Below are 17,090 nucleotides of genomic sequence, written 5' to 3' on the forward strand. Positions count from 1 at the left end.
GACGGCGCCCCGACCCATTCGAACGACAACAGGACACCACGTCATGACTACCGAGGACAAGCGCGAAACGATCGATACGCTGATCGTGAACGGCTGCGTGATCACGATGGACCCGCAGCGGCACGTGATCGAGAACGGCGCGGTTGCCGTTGATGGCGACCGCATCGTCGCCGTCGGCAGCACCGATGAACTGCAGGCACGCTACCGTGCGACGCGCACGATCGACGCGCGCCGCAAGGCCGTGCTGCCGGGCCTGATCGATGCGCATGCGCACGCGGGCCACGCGATGCTGCGCACGATCGGCGGCGCGGACGGCGATGCATGGTCGGCCGCGGCCGAGACGATTTACACGCGCGCATCGGACGAGGCGTTCTGGGAAACCGAATCGCATCTCGCCGCGCTCGAACGGCTGAAGGCCGGCGTGACGACGGGCGTGTCGCTGCTCGGCGGCGGCAACTCGATCATGCGCGTCGACGACCCGGTCTATGCGCGACGTCATTGCGACGCGGTCGTGCGCACCGGCACGCGCTCGATCGTCGCGGTCGGCCCGTCGCGTCCGCCCGCGCCGCGCGCGTACACGCGCCACACGCCGGACGGCAGCGATACGCGCGACATCGATTTCGATACGATGTACGACGTGTGCGAGCGCATCGTCGACGAATGCCACGGCGATGCCGACGGCCGCATCCGGATCGCGCTGACGCTGCCCGTGTACGGCCCCGAGCACGACCCGGAACTTGCGCAGTACGAGCAAGACTTCCGCGACCAGGCCGTACGCTACGGCGCGCTCGCGCGCGGGCGCGGGCTGACGTTCACGCAGGACGGCCATCGTGCCGGCACGCTCGCGTTCGCGCATCGCGAGCTCGGGCTGCTCGGGCCGACGTCGTTCATGTCGCACAGCATCGACCTGACCGAAGACGACATCGCGGCATGCGTGGAAACGGGTACGGCGATCGTCCACAACCCGAGCGCGATCATGTCGATCATCGGGCGCTGCCCGGTGCCCGAGCTGATCGATGCGGGCGTGACGGTGGCGATCGCGTCGGACGGTGCGGCGCCCGATCGCGGCTACGACATGTTCCGCCACATGTGGCAGTGCATGCACTACCACCGCCGGCATTTCCGCGACCCGGACGTGCTGCCGCACGGCAAGGTGCTGGAGATGGTGACGATCGATGCGGCGAAGGCGCTGTCGATCGATCACGAAGTCGGGTCGCTCGAAGCCGGCAAGTTCGCCGACATCATCCTCGTCGACCTGTTCCGGCCGCACATGATGCCGATGAACATGCCGGTGTATCGCGTGACGTGCTTCGCGAATGCGGCCGACGTGTGCATGACGATGGTCGGCGGCCGTGTGCTGATGGAGGACCGCCGTGTGCTGTCGGTCGATGAAGGCGAGGTGCTCGAGCGCGTGAACGAAGTCGCGGAAACGATGATTCGGCGCAGCGGCTTGCGTCATCTGCTCGACGAGCCGAAGACGCTGTGGGGGCGTAGCCACTACTGAGTCATCGCGAGAGCGCGACCGGTGAATGGCGCAGCGCCCGTTTGAATGGAGTGGCGTTTTTCGAGGGTTATATGACCTTTGCGCCACCTGCCTCACGTTCCATACTTCAGTCGAAGATCAGGCCGGGAACAGCGCACGAACGCGATGGCGTTTCGAGCTTCCGGCCTGATCCATCACGACATGAAAAGGAACCGAAGATGAGGCTCAGGAACAAGACAGCGTTGATCACGGGTGGCACCAGCGGCATCGGTCTCGCCACCGCGAAGCTGTTCATTTCAGAAGGTGCACGCGTAGCGGTAACCGGCCGCGATGAAGCCGTGTTCGAGCGCGTGAAGGCCGAGCTGGGCGAGAACGCGATCGTCCTCAAGGGCGACGTCCGTTCGCTCGCGGACATGCGGGCGATTGCCGCCGAGGTCAAAGAAAAGTTCGGCGGCCTGGATATCGTGTTCGCCAACGCCGGCTGGGCGTTTCCGTCCGCGGCCAACGACATCGACGACGCACTCTACAACGAGATCATGGACATCAACGTCAAGGGCGTGGTGTTCACGCTTCAGGCGGTGTTGCCGGACTTGCGGGAAGGGTCGTCCGTCATCCTGAATACCTCGTTCGTCGCGCAGACCGGCAAGCACGGCATCTCGTTGACGGCGGCCGCGAAAGCCGCCGTACGATCGCTGGCCCGCAGCTGGTCCTACGAGTTCCTCGACCGGAAAATCCGCTTCAACGCGATCGCCCCCGGTGCGATCGACACGCCGCTGCTCTCCAAATGGGGCATGCCCGACGAATGGGTTCGCGACCGCAAGGCCGCGTTCGCCGAAGCGATTCCGGTCGGCCGCATGGGCAAGGCCGAGGACATTGCCAACGCGGCACTGTATCTCGCCAGCGACGAATCCTCCTACGTTGTCGGCACCGAACTGGTCGTCGATGGCGGTGCGTCGCAGCTTTAGGCCGGCGGCTCGCGATTCCAGAGCCCGATACGTCATCGCGGCTCATCCACACCCTGATCTCACGTCCGCCTCGCCGTTCGTCGTGGCGGTTGTTCAATCCGGCCCGGCCTGGATGCGTTCGCGGCAGGGGCCGCAGTGCAAGGAGAAATCATCTTGACCGACAGTATCGATAGCGACGCTTCCGTAACCCAACTCACCCGGGCCGGTCGTTCGCGGCGCGATGTTCTCAAGCTGGGCAGCGTCGCCACGCTCGGCGCCGTGCTGGGCGGCGGCGCCTTGCTCGGGCATGCCACACCCGCGCTCGCGCAAGCAGGCGGTGACGGCGAACTTGCCCCGAACGATCCGCTCAATATCCTGATCGTCAATTACGACGGCGGAACGCTTCTCGACTTCGCGGGGCCCAGCGAGATTTTTCACCGGCTGCCGAATACGAACGTTCGCTACGCGAGCCTCAATGGCGGCAACGTGACGCTCGAATTCGGCGTCGTGTACGGCAATACCGAACGGCTCGCCGATATCGAGAAGACGGACCTGATTCTGGTGCCCGGCGGATCCGATTTGAGCGTGCCGATGCGACCGGAGTATCAGGCGCAGATCCGGCGTCTGGCACAAGGTGCCAAACACGTGACGTCGGTGTGCAACGGATCGCTGGTGCTTGCCGCAACGGGCGTGCTCAAGGGCAAGCGCAGCGCCTGTCACTGGGCCTTCGTCAACAAGCTGTCGGAATACGGTGCCATTCCCGTTCCCGAGCGCTTCGTCGAAGACGACAACGGCCGCTTCATGAGCGGTGGCGGCGTGACGGCGGGCATCGACTTCGCCCTGCGCGTGGCCGCGAAGTTGCGCGGCCAACGGGCCGCCGAATTCACGCAACTCGTGATCGAATACGATCCCGCTCCGCCGTTCCATTCCGGTCATCCGAGGGACGCACGGCCGGACGTGATCGCGATGGTCGACAAGAAACTGCCGGGCGCATCGAGGGGGCTCGCACGAATCCCCGGCGTTCGCTGAGCGCCTGCAGCCAATGTGCACGAGGCCATCCGCTGGCCTCGATGAACGCCGCAGGCGACGCCGCCTGCGCCATCTGCTCATTCGGGCAACCGCTTCAATTCAAGCCAAAACCGGAAATCACTCGATGCAACAGATTCGCTTTTGTACTGCTGCGCTTGCAGCGTGCGTGTCCTTCTTCGCATTCACCGCGCCGGCTGTCGCCGGTGGTTCGCAACGTCCGCCCGAAGCGGCCATCAAGGCTGAAAATGCGCGATGGGCCGATGCCTTTGCACGAGGGGACTATGAGGCGATCGGCCGCCTCTATACCGACGACGGCGCGCTCTTGCCGCTCGGCGGCGACAAGGTCGCGGGGCGCCGCGCGATCGTGGCGTACTTCGCCAACGGGTATGCCGGATCGAAACCCGGCACCGTCTCGTTCAGCAATTACGAGTTCTACGGTGACGACCGGGTCGTGACGGAGGTGTCGGATGCGGAGGTGCGCGACCACGAAGGAAAGCTCAAGATTCGCGCGAAGCAGATCCTCGTCTTCCTGAAGCAGGGTGGCGCCTGGAAGCTGCATCGCGACATGTGGAACGATTACGCGCCCGTCAAGACCGACGGCCATTGAGCGTCAGGCTATTGGCGCGTCACGCACCGACGCGCTGCCAGCCCGCCAGACGGACGTTGACCGCAAAGCGTGCTGATCGGCCGGCGGTCGATCAGCGTGCCGCGTTCGATCGGCTCTCGCGCCGAATCGCTTGCGGCGGGTGTCCGTGCAGTTTGATGAAGGCCCGCCGCATCCGTTCCGGATCGGTGAATCCCACCGCCAGCGCAATCTGTTCGATCGGTTCGCTGCCACCCTGCAGGCGCAGCCTCGCGGCTTCGACGCGCAAGCGTTCGACCGCCTTCGCAGGTGTTTCACCGGTTTCGCGCCGGAAGGCACGCCCGAACTGCCGCAAACTCAATCGCGCGGCATCCGCGAGTCGTTCGACAGGCAGCGCTTCGGCCAGATGTTCCCGCGCAAAATTCAGCGCGATGCGGATCCGATCCGACTCCGGTTCCATCTGCGACATCGCCGAGAATTGCGACTGCCCGCCTGGCCGACGATACGGAACGACCAGCAGCCGGGAGACAGCGCGCGCAATCTCCGCACCCATGTCTGTTTCGATGATGCCGAGCGCCAGGTCGATGCCGGAGGCGATGCCCGCCGACGTCCAGACGCGGCCATCCACGACATAGATACTGTCGCCGTCGACTTTGATGCGAGGGAAGCGCGACTGCATCAGCGCGGCGTACCGCCAGTGCGTCGCGGCCCTCAAGCCGTCCAGCGAGCCGGTTTCCGCGAGCAGAAACGCGCCCGTGCACACGCTGGCTACCCGCGAGGTCCTGGCAGTCAGTTTTTTGGCCGCGGCGACATTTTCCGGTGTCTGCATCGGCTCGATATCGCCGCCCACGAACACGACGGTGTCGAACGTGCGCCTTCCGACCGGCCTGGTCTCGATCGAGAGACCCGTATTGCCCTGAATCGGGCCGCCGGCTTGCGAGATGACATGAAGGTCATAGGGCATATGGCCGGCCGCCGTGGCCACCTGATTGAAGGCCGACAGCGGCCCGCCAAGATCAAGCGCATCGTAGCCGCGGCAAACGAAGAATCCAATTCGATGCATGACAGGGCAGATACCGGAAACTCGGGAAGGCGTATTTTACCGAGAACCCTCAAATAGTGTCACTCAGCCTGAAACGAGGGAAATACGTCGTTGACGTCACCATCGATTGCCTGCACGGCCGACAAGACGCGACGAGCCGTAAACGCAAAACGCCCCGTCGTTTGCCGGCGGGGCGCGGTTGTCATGCGGTTGCGGAGATCAGCGACGGTAGATGTATTCCAGGTCGGTCGATTCGCCGACGTGGAAATCGTACGTGCCGACCTGCCTGAAGCCTGCCTTCTCGTAGAACGCGATGGCCTTCGCGTTGCCGGACCACACGCCCAGCCATACCGGCCCGGGGCGTTCGTCGGCGAGATAATCCAGCGCGGCGTCGAACAACGCACGTCCGGCGCCGGTACCCTGCGTACCGCGTCGAAGGTAGATCTGATGGATCTCGCCCGACCCTGCCGCGACTTCCGGGTGCGGGAGCTTGCACGGCCCCGCGAGGGCATAGCCGACCAGCGTGCCGTCGTCGCCTTCGGCGACCCACGTACGGCACTGCGGGTCGATGAGCTGTTCGCTGACCGTTGCGACCGAGTAACTGCGGGCCTCGTACGCGGCAAGATCGTTCGGTGGGTAGTCGATGCCGAAGCCGTCCTGCAGAAAGGTTTCGCGAAACGTATCGCGCTTCAAGTCGGCAAGCGGGGCTGCATCGGCCAGTGTCGCAACGCGGATCAACATCGGAAGTGTCTCGCTTCGGTAGTCGGGCGGACAGTGTATCGCGAGCGACAGCCGGCCGGTGCATCGTTACCCGCTAACCGGTGATCGTCGCCGTCGGGCGCACGACGATCTCGTTCACGTCGACATCGGCGGGCTGTGCGATCGCATACGCAATGGCTGCCGCGATCGCTTCCGGTTCGAGCGCGATGCTGCGATACCGCGCCATCGCTTCGGCGGCGACCGGGTCCGTGATCGTGTCGGCCAGCTCGGACGTCACGACACCGGGGCAGATGCTCGTGACGCGCAGCTTGTCGTTCTCCTGGCGCAAGCCGTCGGAAATCGCGCGCACCGCATACTTCGTCGCGCAATAGACGGCGGCCGTCGGCGAGACGCGCAATCCGCCGATCGACGACACGTTGATGATCTGGCCGAAACCCTGGCGATTCATCACCGGCAATGCGGCCGCGATGCCGTATAGCACGCCCTTGATGTTGACGTCGATCATGCGGTCCCATTCGTCGACCTTCAGCGACGCCATCGGCGACAGCGGCATCACGCCCGCATTGTTGACGATGACGTCGATATGGCCATACTCGGCGAGCGCGGCTTCGACGAACGCGTCGTTGTCGTCGCGCTTCGTGACGTCGAGCGCACGCCACGCCGCCGTGCCGCCCTTGGCGCGAATGTTGCCGGCGAGGTCCGCAAGACGCTCGGTGCGACGCGCGCCGAGCATCAGGCGCGCGCCGCGCTCGCCCAGATAGCGGGCCGTGGCCTCGCCGATCCCGCTGCTCGCGCCGGTGATCAGGATCACTTTCTGTTCGATGTTGTGGCTGGACATGTTCGTTCCTCGGTTCAGGGTGAAGAGTCGACAGCATCGCGCGGAAGGGGGCGCAGCCGTTATCCTGCGACTCCGCATTTCTTGCACGATTCTCCGAAAATGCAGCGAAGGCGATACGCGCCGCGATTCAGCATGCGACACTCGGCACGTGGAAAAAATCGATGATCTCGCGGCGCTGATCGCCCGCCATGCGCGGGCGGACGGCGCCGTGGAAACGGCGATTAAGGGTCTGGGCCTGTTGCGTTCGTCGGCTGAAACGGAGCCCGTGCATACGCTCTACGAGCCGTCCTGCTGCATCGTCGCGCAGGGCCGGAAGCGCGCGGTGGTCGGTGGCCGCGCGTATCAGTACGATCCTTCGAACTACCTGATCGTCGGCCTCGACTTGCCGGTGATCGGGGCGGTGATCGAGGCCAGCGTGGCGCAGCCGTATCTCAGTGTGCGGTTGCCGCTGAATCGTCAGGCGCTCGCCGACATGCTGATGCACGATTCGACGAAGCCCGGGCGCGGCGACGCGCGCGGGTCGCCGGCGATCGCGGTGGAAGCCGCGACGCCGCACCTGATCGACGCGGCCACGCGGCTGCTGCATCTGCTCGACACGCCGGACGACATCCCGGCGCTCGCGCCGCTGATCGAGCGCGAGATTCTCTATCGCCTGTTGCGCGGCCCGCATGCGGACATGTTGCGTCAGGTCGCGTATCTGACCGGTCGCATCAACCGGATTCAGCGGGCGATTGCGTTCATCCGCCATCACTTCACGGAAGACTTCGCGATCGACGAGCTCGCCGCGCTGGCGGACATGAGCGTGTCGACATTCCACGCGCAATTCAAGGTCGCGACGCACATGAGCCCGCTGCGTTTTCGTGCGCGGATCCGCTTGCAGGAAGCGCGTCGTCTGATGCTGGCCGAAGGGCTGGGGGCGGCGGAGGCCGGGTTTCGTGTCGGGTACGAAAGCCCGTCCCAGTTCAGCCGCGAGTACGGGCGCCTGTTCAACACGCCGCCGAAGCGCGACACGGCAACACGAAAGGCGCTGGCGAGCGCCTGACCGGTGCGGCAACAATGCCGATGGTTGACCGCCAGCGGACATGCTAGGATTTCCATCAAACAACTTCGGAGACGCCGTGATGCCGTTCATCTGCGAAAACGTTGAATGTCGTGCCGTGCTGGCGCGCGGGCAGGTCAAGACTCACCAGGAGGGCGCCGGGTGGTGCTTCTACTGTCCGGACTGCAACACCAGGAACGAGTTGATGGATATCGGCACGGTGGTTGGCCACGTCGAGCTGGTTCAGCCGGAGCGGGCGAGCCCGCCGCACAAGGTCGTCGCGACCGCCAGGCCGCTGGACGACGGCACGTATGCGGCGCAGTTGCGCGTTCAGCGCGCGCTCGCGGTGAAAGGAACATTCGCGGCCGAAGAGCACTGGGATCAGCTCGGTGTATTCGGCGACGCGCAGGAAGCCGTCGCGCATGCGCGGTCGTTCGCAACGGACCTGTTGCAACGCGCGGCGTAGGATCCGGCCGCACGCCGGGTGGCGCGACATCGCGCCACGCGCGGATCGACGCGGACGTCACGACCGCGGATCCGCGCGCCGGATGTGACTTTCTCCGGTCCTGACATCACGCGTCGGTCTCGTAAAGCAGACCATATTCTCCTTTCGTTCGCGCGATGCGGGCGAAACCGGGTTCTCCTAAATGCATGCCCGCGATCAATAGCCCCTCCGAACTGACCCGGTCCAGCAGCCGTGATCGCGTGGCTGCGGCCTGGGTCGAGTCCTGGTCGAATGCAATCGACACGTCGGGCCGTTTGATCTGGATATGCGGGAAATGCACGATATCTCCCCACACGAGCAGGCCCTGATCGCCGGATTCGACGACGTATCCCGTGTGCCCGTCGGTATGCCCCGGTAGCGGCATCGCGCGGATGCCCGGCAACACGTCGCCCGCATCGAACAGACGAAGCCTGTCGCGATAGCCGTCGAATACCTGGCGCGCGATCAGGAAGTTGCCGCGGGCGCGCTCGCTGGCGCGGCTCAGATTGGCGTCGTCTTGCCAGAAGCCGACCTCCCGCCGATGGACGACCAGCTCCGCATGCGGAAACGTCACGTGTCCGGCGGCATTCACCAGCCCCCCGACATGGTCGGGATGCGCGTGCGTGAGCAGGATCGTGTCGATCGCGGACGGGGCGATGCCGGCCTCCAACAGATTGGCGATCAGGCGGCCGCCCCATTGCCGGATGCCGCCGGCCCCGGCGTCGATGAGGATCGTGCGGCCCGCGCCGCGCACCACGTAGCAATTGATATGGATGGCGGACGGTTCCTGCTGGCCGGCATCGTGCTGCATTCGGGTGGCTTCGGGCGTGTCGATATTCGACAGGACATCGAGGCTGGCGGTCAGGTAGCCGTCGCTGATCGCTGTTACCGTGAAATCGCCGACTCGCTGAAAGGGAAAAGTAACGGTGGACACAAGGCTTCTCCAGGCAAGCTAGTTTCGCGCGTGAATGCTCGGCGCGGCATGGCCAAAACAGCGGATGCGCGCGGTCAGGCCCGTGCGGCGAACGATCGCGTGATCGAGCGCTTCCATGAACCGGTTCATGATGTCGGGCGAACGAAACGCGTCGACGCGATACTGGATTTCCGCGAAAACGGGATGCCCGTGTCCATGCCGAACTTCCATGAAGATCACATGAACGTTCTTGAGTTCTGCATGGAGGACCTCGGTGCACAGGTCGACGCAGTCGCCGGACAGCGCGGCGAGGTCGTCGTCGGGCGGCATGCATCCCGCCTGAATATGAAAAGTCACGTTCGGCATGGCTGGCCTGCCTTGGTCAGTTGCGTGGTGATCGGTGCGTAAAGGTGTAGGCCGGCTGCGGCGTGCCCGGTCAGCAGGGCGTCGCGTCGGGGCAGGACGGCGAGCCAGCGGCGCGCCGGAAACTTCTCCAGCGCGACGGCCTGCATGGCGAGCGGGGTCACGCCCATGCGGATCAGCGGCTCGGGGCCGCTCTCGCACAGCACGAGCAGTTCGTCGGCCGCGACCGCCGGCGCGACGCCGATATCGCTGTAGAGATTGCGGTGCCAGTCGGTAATGTGCTGCTGCCATCTCGCGAAATTACCACCGCCTTTCTGGCGATATTCGTCCCCGGCCAGCACGTCGAGACCGTCGATCGTGTGGATGGCCAGGTAGACGGGGCAACCGTCGCCGATCGCCCTGAAGCGCTGCGACGTATGAAAACCCGTCACCGAGATGAGGGCCGGCAGCTTGTCGAGGCTGTAGAAGTTGTTCCATTCGGCTTCGCTGTCGCGGTCGGCGAAGCTGCATTCCACGGTGTAGATCATCAGATCGTCCTTCGTAACGGAGGGGCATCCTGCGGCGAACGCACGATGTTCAGTGCTGTGACGTAATGCTAATCTGATGTTTTCCGCATAAATATCGACAAAAAGTCAGCCTTCAGTGATGTTTGCTCAAGCTGGCGTCGAATTCCCCCGATCGGCGAGACCTCCATGCGACGCAAGATTCCAAGCAATTCCGCGCTCCTGGCCTTCGAGGCGGCGGCCCGACACGGGAGCTTCGCCCGCGCGGCCGACGAGCTGGCACGCACCGAAGGCGCGGTCAGCCGCCAGATCGGCCGGCTGGAGGCGTTTCTGGGCGTGACGCTGTTCGAGCGCGTCGGAAACCGGGTCCGGCTGGCGCCGAACGGCACGCGCTATGCGGTGCAGGTGCGGGAGATCCTGGACCGGCTGGAGCGCGACAGCCTGTATCTGATGGGGCAGCCCGCCGAGGGCGCGAGCCTCGATATCGCCGCGATCCCGACCTTCGCCACGCGCTGGCTGATTCCCCGGTTGAAGCGCTTTCAGGATCGCCACCCGAACATCACCGTGCATATCGCCGAACGGATGGACCCATTCCTGCTCGCGGGCAGCGGTTTCGACGCAGCCATTCATTTCGAACATCCGGCATGGGCCGGCATGCATCTGCATCCGCTGCTGGAGGAAGTGCTGGTGCCGGTCTGCAGTCCGGCGCTTCTGAAGGGCGCGGGGAAGAACGCGTCGCTGGACGCGCTGCCGCGCCTGCATCGGCGGCAGAATCCCGATGCCTGGCAGACGTACGCGGAAGCGGCCGGTATTGCGCTGACCAATTCGGCGGTCGGCCCCCGATACGATCTCCATTCGATGCTGATCGAGGCGGCACTGGCTGGCCTGGGCGTGGCATTGGTGCCGCGTCTTTACATCGGGGCGGAGCTTGAGCAGGGCCGCCTGGTCGCGCCCTGGCCGGACGGGAAGGCCGTGACCAAGACCTTCTGCCTCGTGCTTCCGGAACCGGTCGAATCGAGCGGGGGGCCGGTACGGGCTTTTGCGACATGGATGCTGGAAGAGGCCGGTGGCGGCGCGCGTTGACGCAGCCACCGATGCGCGTCGCGAATGCGTCGTGATTTGATCTACGATAGGCGCGATACCACCATTCCACGATGCAAGGACGTCATGCACATTGCCATCCTGACTTTCGAGGGCTTCAACGAACTCGACTCGCTGATCGCGTTCGGCCTGCTTAACCGGATCAAGACGCCCGGCTGGCGCGTATCGATTGCAAGCCCGGTGCCGCGGCCGCGGTCGATGAACGGTCTGGTGCTGGACGCACACGTGTCGTTGCAGGAGGCATGCGACGCCGACGCGGTGCTGGTCGGCAGCGGCGCACTGACGCGGGACGTCGTGCGCGATGCCGCGCTGATGGCGCAGTTGAAGCTCGATCCGGCGCGCCAACTGCTGGGCGCGCAATGCTCGGGCACGCTGATACTCGCGAAGCTGGGCCTGTTGAACGACGTGCCGGCCTGCACCGACCTGACCACCAGGCCGTGGGTCGAGGAGGCGGGCGTGGCCGTGCTCGATCAGCCGTTCGTGGCGCGGGGGAATGTGGCGACCTCGGGCGGATGCCTGGCGTCGCACTATCTGGCGGCCTGGGTCATCGCGCGCCTGGAGGGCGTCGAGGCCGCGCGCAGCGCGATTCACTACGTCGCGCCGGTGGGGGAGAAGGAGGCTTACGTGACGCGTGCGATCGGGAACATTGCGCCGTTCCTCTGATCGCGTTCTCGAACGGCATTCAGGAAGGACGATTCGCGAAGGGGCGTTGCGCGCCGATGCGCAACGCCCCTTCATTGATTCCGCGCGCGTCCGTCAGTTGTAGATATCGAACGAGAAATACTTCTTCGCGATCCGCTGATACGTCCCGTCCTGAATCAGGCTCGCGAGCGCCTGGTTGATCTGCGTACGCAGCGCGTCGTCGTCCTTGCGCACGCCGATTGCCGAACCCACGCCGAGCGTCTTCGGATCATGCAGCGCCGGCCCCGCGAATTCGAAATTCGCACCCTTCGCGGTCTTCAGGAAACCGAGGTCGGCCTGCACCGACGACTGCAGCGACGCATCGAGCCGGCCCGACAGCAAGTCCTGGTACACGAGATCCTGCGTCTGGTACGTGCGGACGATCACACCCTTCGGTTCCCAGTACGTGCGTGCATAGGTTTCCTGCGTCGACCCCTGCTCGACGCCGACGCTCTTGCCCTGCAGCGACTCGGCCGTTGGCTGCAGGTTCGACCCGCGCCGCGCGACGAGGCGCGGCGGCACATTGTTGATCTTGTCGGTGAACGCGATCTGCGCGAGCCGCTTCTCGGTCACGCTCATCGACGACAGCACGCCGTCGAACTTGCGTGCCTTCAACGCCGGGATCATGCCGTCGAAGGCGTTTTCGACCCACACGCAGCGCACCTTCATCCGCTCGCAGATCGCGTTGCCGAGATCGATGTCGAAGCCGACGAGCTTGCCGTCGGGTGCGAGCGATTCGAACGGCGCATAGCTGGGATCGACGCCGAGGCGCAGCACTGCCGGGTCTTTCGCGGCGGCGGCGCCTGCCGTCAGCGCGAGCGCGACGGCCAGAACGAGCTTTTTCATGATTGTCTCCATTACCGATTGATGTTGTTTGTCGTGAAGCGAACAGGCGGCCGATGGGCGTGACGACCCGCGCCCGGCCATGCGCGGGCGGCTGGACGGCCGCCGGAAGCGGCGGCGAAACGTCCGGATTCGAAGGGGGTTAGCGGGCGGCGCCGGTGATGCGCGCCATGCTGTGCCGGTAGCCGGCGGGCGAGAACGCGGCGTTCAGCACGGCCATCGATGCGATCACGCCGAGATGCATCCACCACGCGATCGCAAAGCCGCCGCCCGCGTCGCGCAGCCAGCCGATCAGCCAGGGGCTGGCCGCGACGGTCAGGAAGCCGATGCCCTGCACGAACGCGGCGAGCGCGCCGGCGAGCCGCGCATCGGGCAAGTGGTCGAGCGTGACGATCAGGCTCATCGAGAAGAAGCCGCCGAGACCGAGGCCGACGCTCGCGACCCAGAACCATGGCGCAAGCTCGGGCAGCGTCGCGAACCCGGCGAAGCCGGCTGCCTGCAGCGCGAGCGTGAGCCACAGCACGGGGCGGCGGTCGGACGAACGTTTCGCGAGCATCGGCATCGCCAGTGCGCCGGTCGCCTGGAACAGCGCCATCCACGCGAGCAGGTTGCCGCTCGTCTGCGGGCTCATGCCGACGCTGCGGTAGAACGCGGGCAGCCACGCGACGAGGCTCGCATAGCCGCTGTTGCTGAGACCGAAGAACAGCGCGAGCTGCCATGCGCGCGGCACGCGGGCGAACGCGCTGACCGGCGCCGTGGCGGCCGCTGCGTGCACGGCGTCGCGCGGCGCTTTCGCGCGCCACAGCGCGAGCGTGACGAGCGCAGGCACGGCCCACACGGCGAGCGCCAGATGCCAGCCGCCGTGCGCGGCGAGCCACGGTGCGGCGACCGCGCCGAACGCACCGCCGCCGACGAGCGCGGCCGAATAGAGGCCCATCGCGAGCGGCAGCCGGTCGACGAACCAGCGTTTCGCGAGGCCCGGCACGAGCGCCTGCACGACCGCGACGCCGGCGCCTGCCGCGATCGCGGTCGCGATCAGGCCCGTGCTGCCGCCGGTCCACAGGCGCGCCGTGCAGCCGGCCGCGATCAGCGCGAGCGCGGCGGTCAGCGCGCGCCGCTCGCCGATGCGCCGCGCGAGCCCGACGCCGACACCGGCGACGACGCCCATCAGCACGAACGGCAGCGTGGTCAGCAGCGCGGCCGCGCGAAAGCCGAGGCCCGTGTCGGCGCGCACGACGTCGAGCACGGGGCCGAACGCGGTCAGGAACGGACGCAGGTTGAGGCCGGCCAGCACCAGCAGCGCGAGCGCGCCATAGGACACGGAAGCCGCGTGCGGGCGGGTTGCGGCTTGCGCGGTGCCGGGGTCGGTCATCGGAATGCTCCAGGGAGGGGCCGGTGGCCCTGTGATGCGATGCCGAAAGGGTAAGCGCGCGCTACGCCAGGAGAAAATTAAATATTCGACTGGGAATCAGTGCGGAATACGATGGCGCGCGCGGGCCGATGGGGCCGGATGGACGCGGCCCGTCGCGTGCCTATGCAGCCGGTGCCGGCATCGCACCGGCCTGTTCGCGGGCCGCGACGAGCGCCCGGATGCGTGCGCGGTCGGCCGGCGTCGCCGGCGTGAAGATCACGAGGCTCAGGTCGGGGCGGCCGGTCACCGAGAACGCCGAATATTCGAGCGCGATCCGGCCTGCTTGCGGGTGGCGGATCTCTTTCGTCCCTTCGTCATGCGAATGGATATCGTGGTCGCGCCACATCGCATCGAATTCGGCGCTCGTCGCGCGCATCTCGTCGACGAACGCCTGCACGGCCCGCGTCGCGCCGCCGCGCGCGACATCCGCGCGAAACGCGCCGACCGCGAACCGCGCGACGCGCTCCCAGTTCGGCTGCGCGTAGCGCACCCCCGCGTCGACGAAAATCAGCCGCAGGATGTTGCGCGCGGCCGGCGGCAGCGTCGCATAGTCGGTCAGCGTGGCGGCCGCCGCGTCGTTCCACGCGACGACGTCCCACGTCGCGGAGCGCACGATCGCGGGGCTCGCGTCGAGCGAATCGAGCACGTGCTGCAGGCGTGGCGTCACGCTGGCCGGTGCGTGATAGTGCACTTCGGGCGGGTGGCCGACGCCGATCAGGAACAGGTGCTCCCGTTCCGCTTCGTTCAGCATCAGCGCGCGGGCGAGCCGGTCGAGCACGTCGGCCGACGGTGCGCCGCCGCGCCCCTGTTCGAGCCACGTGTACCACGCGGCGCTCACGTGGGCACGCTGCGCGACTTCCTCGCGTCGCAGGCCCGGCGTGCGGCGGCGCGTGGCCGGCAGCCCGAGCGCGGCCGGGTCGAGTTTCTCGCGGTGGTCCCGCAGGTACGCGCCGAGCAGGTTGTCGGGGGCGTCAGCCATATCCTGTTAGTTCGTTTACCGGTAAACCGTCACGACTTCACCGCGCGCGGCCCTCGGCAGATAGTAAGCCTCCATTCCATCCGGAGGTGCTGAACATGCGTGTCTTTGTTACTGGGGCGTCGGGATTCGTCGGCTCGGCCGTCGTCGCCGAACTCGTGGCCGCCGGGCATTCGGTGCTCGGCCTTGCGCGCTCCGATGCGGCCGCCGCGTCGGTCGCGGCCGCGGGGGCCGACTTGCATCGCGGGTCGCTGGAGGATCTCGACAGCCTGACGCGCGGCGCCGAACGCGCCGACGCGGTGATCCACACGGGATTCAATCACGACTTCTCGCGCTTCGCGCAGAACTGCGAACTCGACCGCCGCGCGATCGAGACGATCGGCGCGGTCCTCGCGGGTTCGTCGCGGCCGCTGGTCGTCACGTCGGGGCTCGCGCTCGTCGCGCCCGGCCGCGCGGCGACCGAGGACGATCCGCACGTGCCCGTGTCGTCGGCCTATCCGCGTGCGTCAGAAGCGACCGCGGTCGCGCTCGAGGCGCGCGGTGTGCATGCGTCGGTCGTGCGCCTGCCGCCGTCCGTGCACGGCGACGGCGATCACGGCTTCGTGCCGCGGCTGATTGCATTTGCACGGGAGAAGGGGGCGTCGGCCTTTATCGGCGACGGCGGCAATCGCTGGCCGGCCGTGCACCGGCTCGACGCGGCGCGCGTGTACCGGCTCGCGATCGAACGCGGCACGGCCGGCGCGCGCTATCACGCGGTCGACGATACCGGTGTGCCGTTTCGCGAGATCGCGCAAGTGATCGGCCGGCGGCTGAACGTGCCGGTCGTCGCGAAATCGAGCGCGGAAGTGGGCGAGCATTTCGGCTGGTTCGCGATGTTTGCCGGGATGGATGCGCCGGCAACCAGCGAGCGCACGCGCGCATGGCTCGACTGGGCGCCGACGCAGCCGCGGCTGCTGGCCGATATCGACCGGCCGCGGTACTTCGACAACTGAGCGGGCGGCGTGCGCCGCCCGCCGCGCACGGGTCAGACCGTGACGACGATCTTCCCGACCTGCGCACCGGCTTCCATGTAGCGGTGCGCGTCGGCGATGTCGTCGAACGCGAACGTGCGGTCGATCAGCGGCTTCAGTGCGCCGGTCGCGAGCCCGTCGACGATGAAGCGCTTCGCGCGCTCGAGGCGTTGCGCGTCGCCGGTGATCTCGAACAGCTCGTAGCCGCGCAGCGTCAGGTGGCGCGCGAGCAGGTCCATCACGGGCACCGGGATGTCGCGCGTGTCGAGTGCGCCGTACTGGAAGAACGTGCCGTTCGTGGCCAGCGCGCGCAGCAGGTTCGCCGCATCGGGGCCGCCGACCGGATCGAACACGAGGCGCGCGCCGACTCCGCCGGTGATCTCCGCCACCTGCTGCGGCAGGTCGGCAGGGCTGCCGGCGATCACGTGCTTCGCGCCCGCGTCGAGCAGTGCCTGGCGCTTCGATTCGCCGCGCGTCAGCGCGATCGGCACCGCGCCGATGTGGTTCGCGACCTGGATCGCCGCCTGCCCGACGCTGCTCGATGCGGCGCCGATCAGCACCGCGTCGCCGCGCTGCAGCCCGCCGAGTTCGATCAGTGCTCCCCAGGCCGTGACGAACATCATCCACGTCGCGGCCGCTTCCTCGAACGACAGGCTCTCCGGATGCTTGACCACGGCATGCGCGGGCACGTTGACGACTTCGCCGTACATCCCGTAGTCGGCGAACGAGAACGCGGGTACGACGCTCACCGCGTCGCCTTCGGCGAACGCCGTCACGTGGTTGCCGACGGCCGCGACCACCCCCGACGCTTCATAGCCGAGCGATGCCGGAAAGCGCGGCATGAACGTGTATTCGCCGCTGCGGAACATGACTTCCGCGCGATTGAGGCCGATCGCCTTCACGCGCAACTGGATCTCGTCGGGGCCCGGCGCGGGTACGTCGACCGTGTCGATCTGCAGGACTTCGGGGCCGCCGATGCGGTGAAAACGGACGATGCGGGACATGGGATGCTCCTTCGATGAACGGGTGTCGATGAAGCAGCATCGTAGGCGGGAGATCGCGCCGGATAAACGCGCACTGGAATCATTGATTGTTATTCGAGGAATAACAATCGGCGCGAACCTGTT

At 66.6% G+C, this 17,090-nt stretch carries 19 protein-coding genes; 9 read left to right on the forward strand and 10 right to left on the reverse strand.

Features of this window, described 5'->3' with window-relative positions:
• The first annotated feature begins 43 nt into the window (after nt 1-43).
• The 4 genes from U5809_RS10005 to U5809_RS10020 all read left to right on the forward strand — a co-directional run bounded on the left by U5809_RS10005 (nt 44) and on the right by U5809_RS10020 (nt 4,063).
• On the forward strand, nt 44-1,504 hold the full coding sequence (locus tag U5809_RS10005; RefSeq protein ID WP_322086366.1) for an amidohydrolase family protein: 1,461 nt from the start codon (nt 44-46) through the stop codon (nt 1,502-1,504).
• Between the two features lie 197 nt (nt 1,505-1,701).
• Nucleotides 1,702-2,448, forward strand: a complete 747-nt coding sequence (locus U5809_RS10010; protein WP_322086367.1) for an SDR family oxidoreductase — start codon at nt 1,702-1,704, stop codon at nt 2,446-2,448.
• A 153-nt stretch (nt 2,449-2,601) separates the two neighbouring features.
• The gene (locus U5809_RS10015) at nt 2,602-3,456 is read left to right on the forward strand and encodes a DJ-1/PfpI family protein (protein WP_322086368.1); all 855 of its coding nucleotides are present in this window, start codon (nt 2,602-2,604) and stop codon (nt 3,454-3,456) included.
• 124 nt (nt 3,457-3,580) lie between these two features.
• Complete coding sequence (locus U5809_RS10020) at nt 3,581-4,063, forward strand: SgcJ/EcaC family oxidoreductase (protein ID WP_322086369.1); 483 nt, start codon at nt 3,581-3,583, stop codon at nt 4,061-4,063.
• A gap of 91 nt (nt 4,064-4,154) precedes the next feature.
• Here the strand turns inward: U5809_RS10020 and U5809_RS10025 are convergent, their stop codons facing one another.
• The 3 genes from U5809_RS10025 to U5809_RS10035 all read right to left on the reverse strand — a co-directional run bounded on the left by U5809_RS10025 (nt 4,155) and on the right by U5809_RS10035 (nt 6,639).
• Nucleotides 4,155-5,102 carry a GlxA family transcriptional regulator gene (locus tag U5809_RS10025; protein WP_322086370.1) on the reverse strand — a complete coding sequence of 316 codons (948 nt, stop codon included), beginning with the start codon at nt 5,100-5,102 and terminating at the stop codon, nt 4,155-4,157.
• A 198-nt stretch (nt 5,103-5,300) separates the two neighbouring features.
• Nucleotides 5,301-5,822: a GNAT family N-acetyltransferase gene (locus U5809_RS10030; protein WP_322086371.1), complete on the reverse strand. Its 522-nt coding sequence runs from the start codon at nt 5,820-5,822 to the stop codon at nt 5,301-5,303.
• A 73-nt stretch (nt 5,823-5,895) separates the two neighbouring features.
• A complete protein-coding gene (locus U5809_RS10035) occupies nt 5,896-6,639 on the reverse strand; it encodes an SDR family oxidoreductase (RefSeq protein ID WP_176046211.1) in 744 nt (247 codons plus the stop codon).
• Between the two features lie 148 nt (nt 6,640-6,787).
• Here U5809_RS10035 and U5809_RS10040 point away from each other — a divergent pair, with 148 nt between their 5' ends.
• Together U5809_RS10040 and U5809_RS10045 are read left to right on the forward strand one after the other, a co-directional pair.
• Nucleotides 6,788-7,681: an AraC family transcriptional regulator gene (locus tag U5809_RS10040; protein WP_322086372.1), complete on the forward strand. Its 894-nt coding sequence runs from the start codon at nt 6,788-6,790 to the stop codon at nt 7,679-7,681.
• A gap of 79 nt (nt 7,682-7,760) precedes the next feature.
• Complete coding sequence (locus U5809_RS10045; RefSeq protein ID WP_322086570.1) at nt 7,761-8,144, forward strand: hypothetical protein; 384 nt, start codon at nt 7,761-7,763, stop codon at nt 8,142-8,144.
• A gap of 106 nt (nt 8,145-8,250) precedes the next feature.
• On the opposite strand, the gene U5809_RS10050 is transcribed toward U5809_RS10045, so the two are convergent.
• Genes U5809_RS10050 through U5809_RS10060 form a run of 3 tightly spaced genes read right to left on the reverse strand, consistent with a single transcriptional unit; the run spans nt 8,251 to nt 9,965 of the window.
• Nucleotides 8,251-9,096: an MBL fold metallo-hydrolase gene (locus U5809_RS10050; protein ID WP_322086373.1), complete on the reverse strand. Its 846-nt coding sequence runs from the start codon at nt 9,094-9,096 to the stop codon at nt 8,251-8,253.
• A gap of 18 nt (nt 9,097-9,114) precedes the next feature.
• Nucleotides 9,115-9,441 carry a hypothetical protein gene (locus U5809_RS10055; protein ID WP_322086374.1) on the reverse strand — a complete coding sequence of 109 codons (327 nt, stop codon included), beginning with the start codon at nt 9,439-9,441 and terminating at the stop codon, nt 9,115-9,117.
• On the reverse strand, nt 9,429-9,965 hold the full coding sequence (locus tag U5809_RS10060) for a sugar ABC transporter (protein ID WP_322086375.1): 537 nt from the start codon (nt 9,963-9,965) through the stop codon (nt 9,429-9,431). The genes U5809_RS10055 and U5809_RS10060 overlap by 13 nt, the downstream gene beginning before the upstream one ends.
• Nucleotides 9,966-10,130: 165 nt before the next feature.
• Between U5809_RS10060 and U5809_RS10065 the strand changes: the two genes are divergently transcribed.
• Together U5809_RS10065 and U5809_RS10070 are read left to right on the forward strand one after the other, a co-directional pair.
• The gene (locus U5809_RS10065; RefSeq protein ID WP_322086376.1) at nt 10,131-11,024 is read left to right on the forward strand and encodes a LysR substrate-binding domain-containing protein; all 894 of its coding nucleotides are present in this window, start codon (nt 10,131-10,133) and stop codon (nt 11,022-11,024) included.
• An 84-nt stretch (nt 11,025-11,108) separates the two neighbouring features.
• Nucleotides 11,109-11,705, forward strand: coding sequence for a DJ-1/PfpI family protein (locus U5809_RS10070; protein WP_322086377.1), 597 nt, complete (start codon nt 11,109-11,111; stop codon nt 11,703-11,705).
• Nucleotides 11,706-11,798: 93 nt separating this feature from the next.
• Here the strand turns inward: U5809_RS10070 and U5809_RS10075 are convergent, their stop codons facing one another.
• The 3 genes from U5809_RS10075 to U5809_RS10085 form a co-directional block, all read right to left on the reverse strand.
• The gene (locus U5809_RS10075) at nt 11,799-12,569 is read right to left on the reverse strand and encodes an ABC transporter substrate-binding protein (protein ID WP_282507623.1); all 771 of its coding nucleotides are present in this window, start codon (nt 12,567-12,569) and stop codon (nt 11,799-11,801) included.
• A 139-nt stretch (nt 12,570-12,708) separates the two neighbouring features.
• Entirely contained in the window at nt 12,709-13,938 is a 1,230-nt protein-coding gene (locus tag U5809_RS10080) for a cyanate transporter (protein WP_322086378.1), read from the reverse strand.
• A gap of 160 nt (nt 13,939-14,098) precedes the next feature.
• Nucleotides 14,099-14,956 (reverse strand): helix-turn-helix transcriptional regulator, encoded by an 858-nt coding sequence (locus tag U5809_RS10085; RefSeq protein ID WP_322086379.1) that lies wholly within the window; start codon nt 14,954-14,956, stop codon nt 14,099-14,101.
• 95 nt (nt 14,957-15,051) lie between these two features.
• Between U5809_RS10085 and U5809_RS10090 the strand changes: the two genes are divergently transcribed.
• A complete protein-coding gene (locus tag U5809_RS10090; RefSeq protein ID WP_322086380.1) occupies nt 15,052-15,945 on the forward strand; it encodes an SDR family oxidoreductase in 894 nt (297 codons plus the stop codon).
• Between the two features lie 32 nt (nt 15,946-15,977).
• Here U5809_RS10090 and U5809_RS10095 read toward each other — a convergent pair whose 3' ends face one another.
• Nucleotides 15,978-16,967 carry a zinc-dependent alcohol dehydrogenase family protein gene (locus U5809_RS10095; protein WP_322086381.1) on the reverse strand — a complete coding sequence of 330 codons (990 nt, stop codon included), beginning with the start codon at nt 16,965-16,967 and terminating at the stop codon, nt 15,978-15,980.
• Nucleotides 16,968-17,090: the final 123 nt, after the last annotated feature.

Source organism: Burkholderia sp. BCC1999 (assembly GCF_905339975.1).
Lineage (GTDB): Bacteria > Pseudomonadota > Gammaproteobacteria > Burkholderiales > Burkholderiaceae > Burkholderia.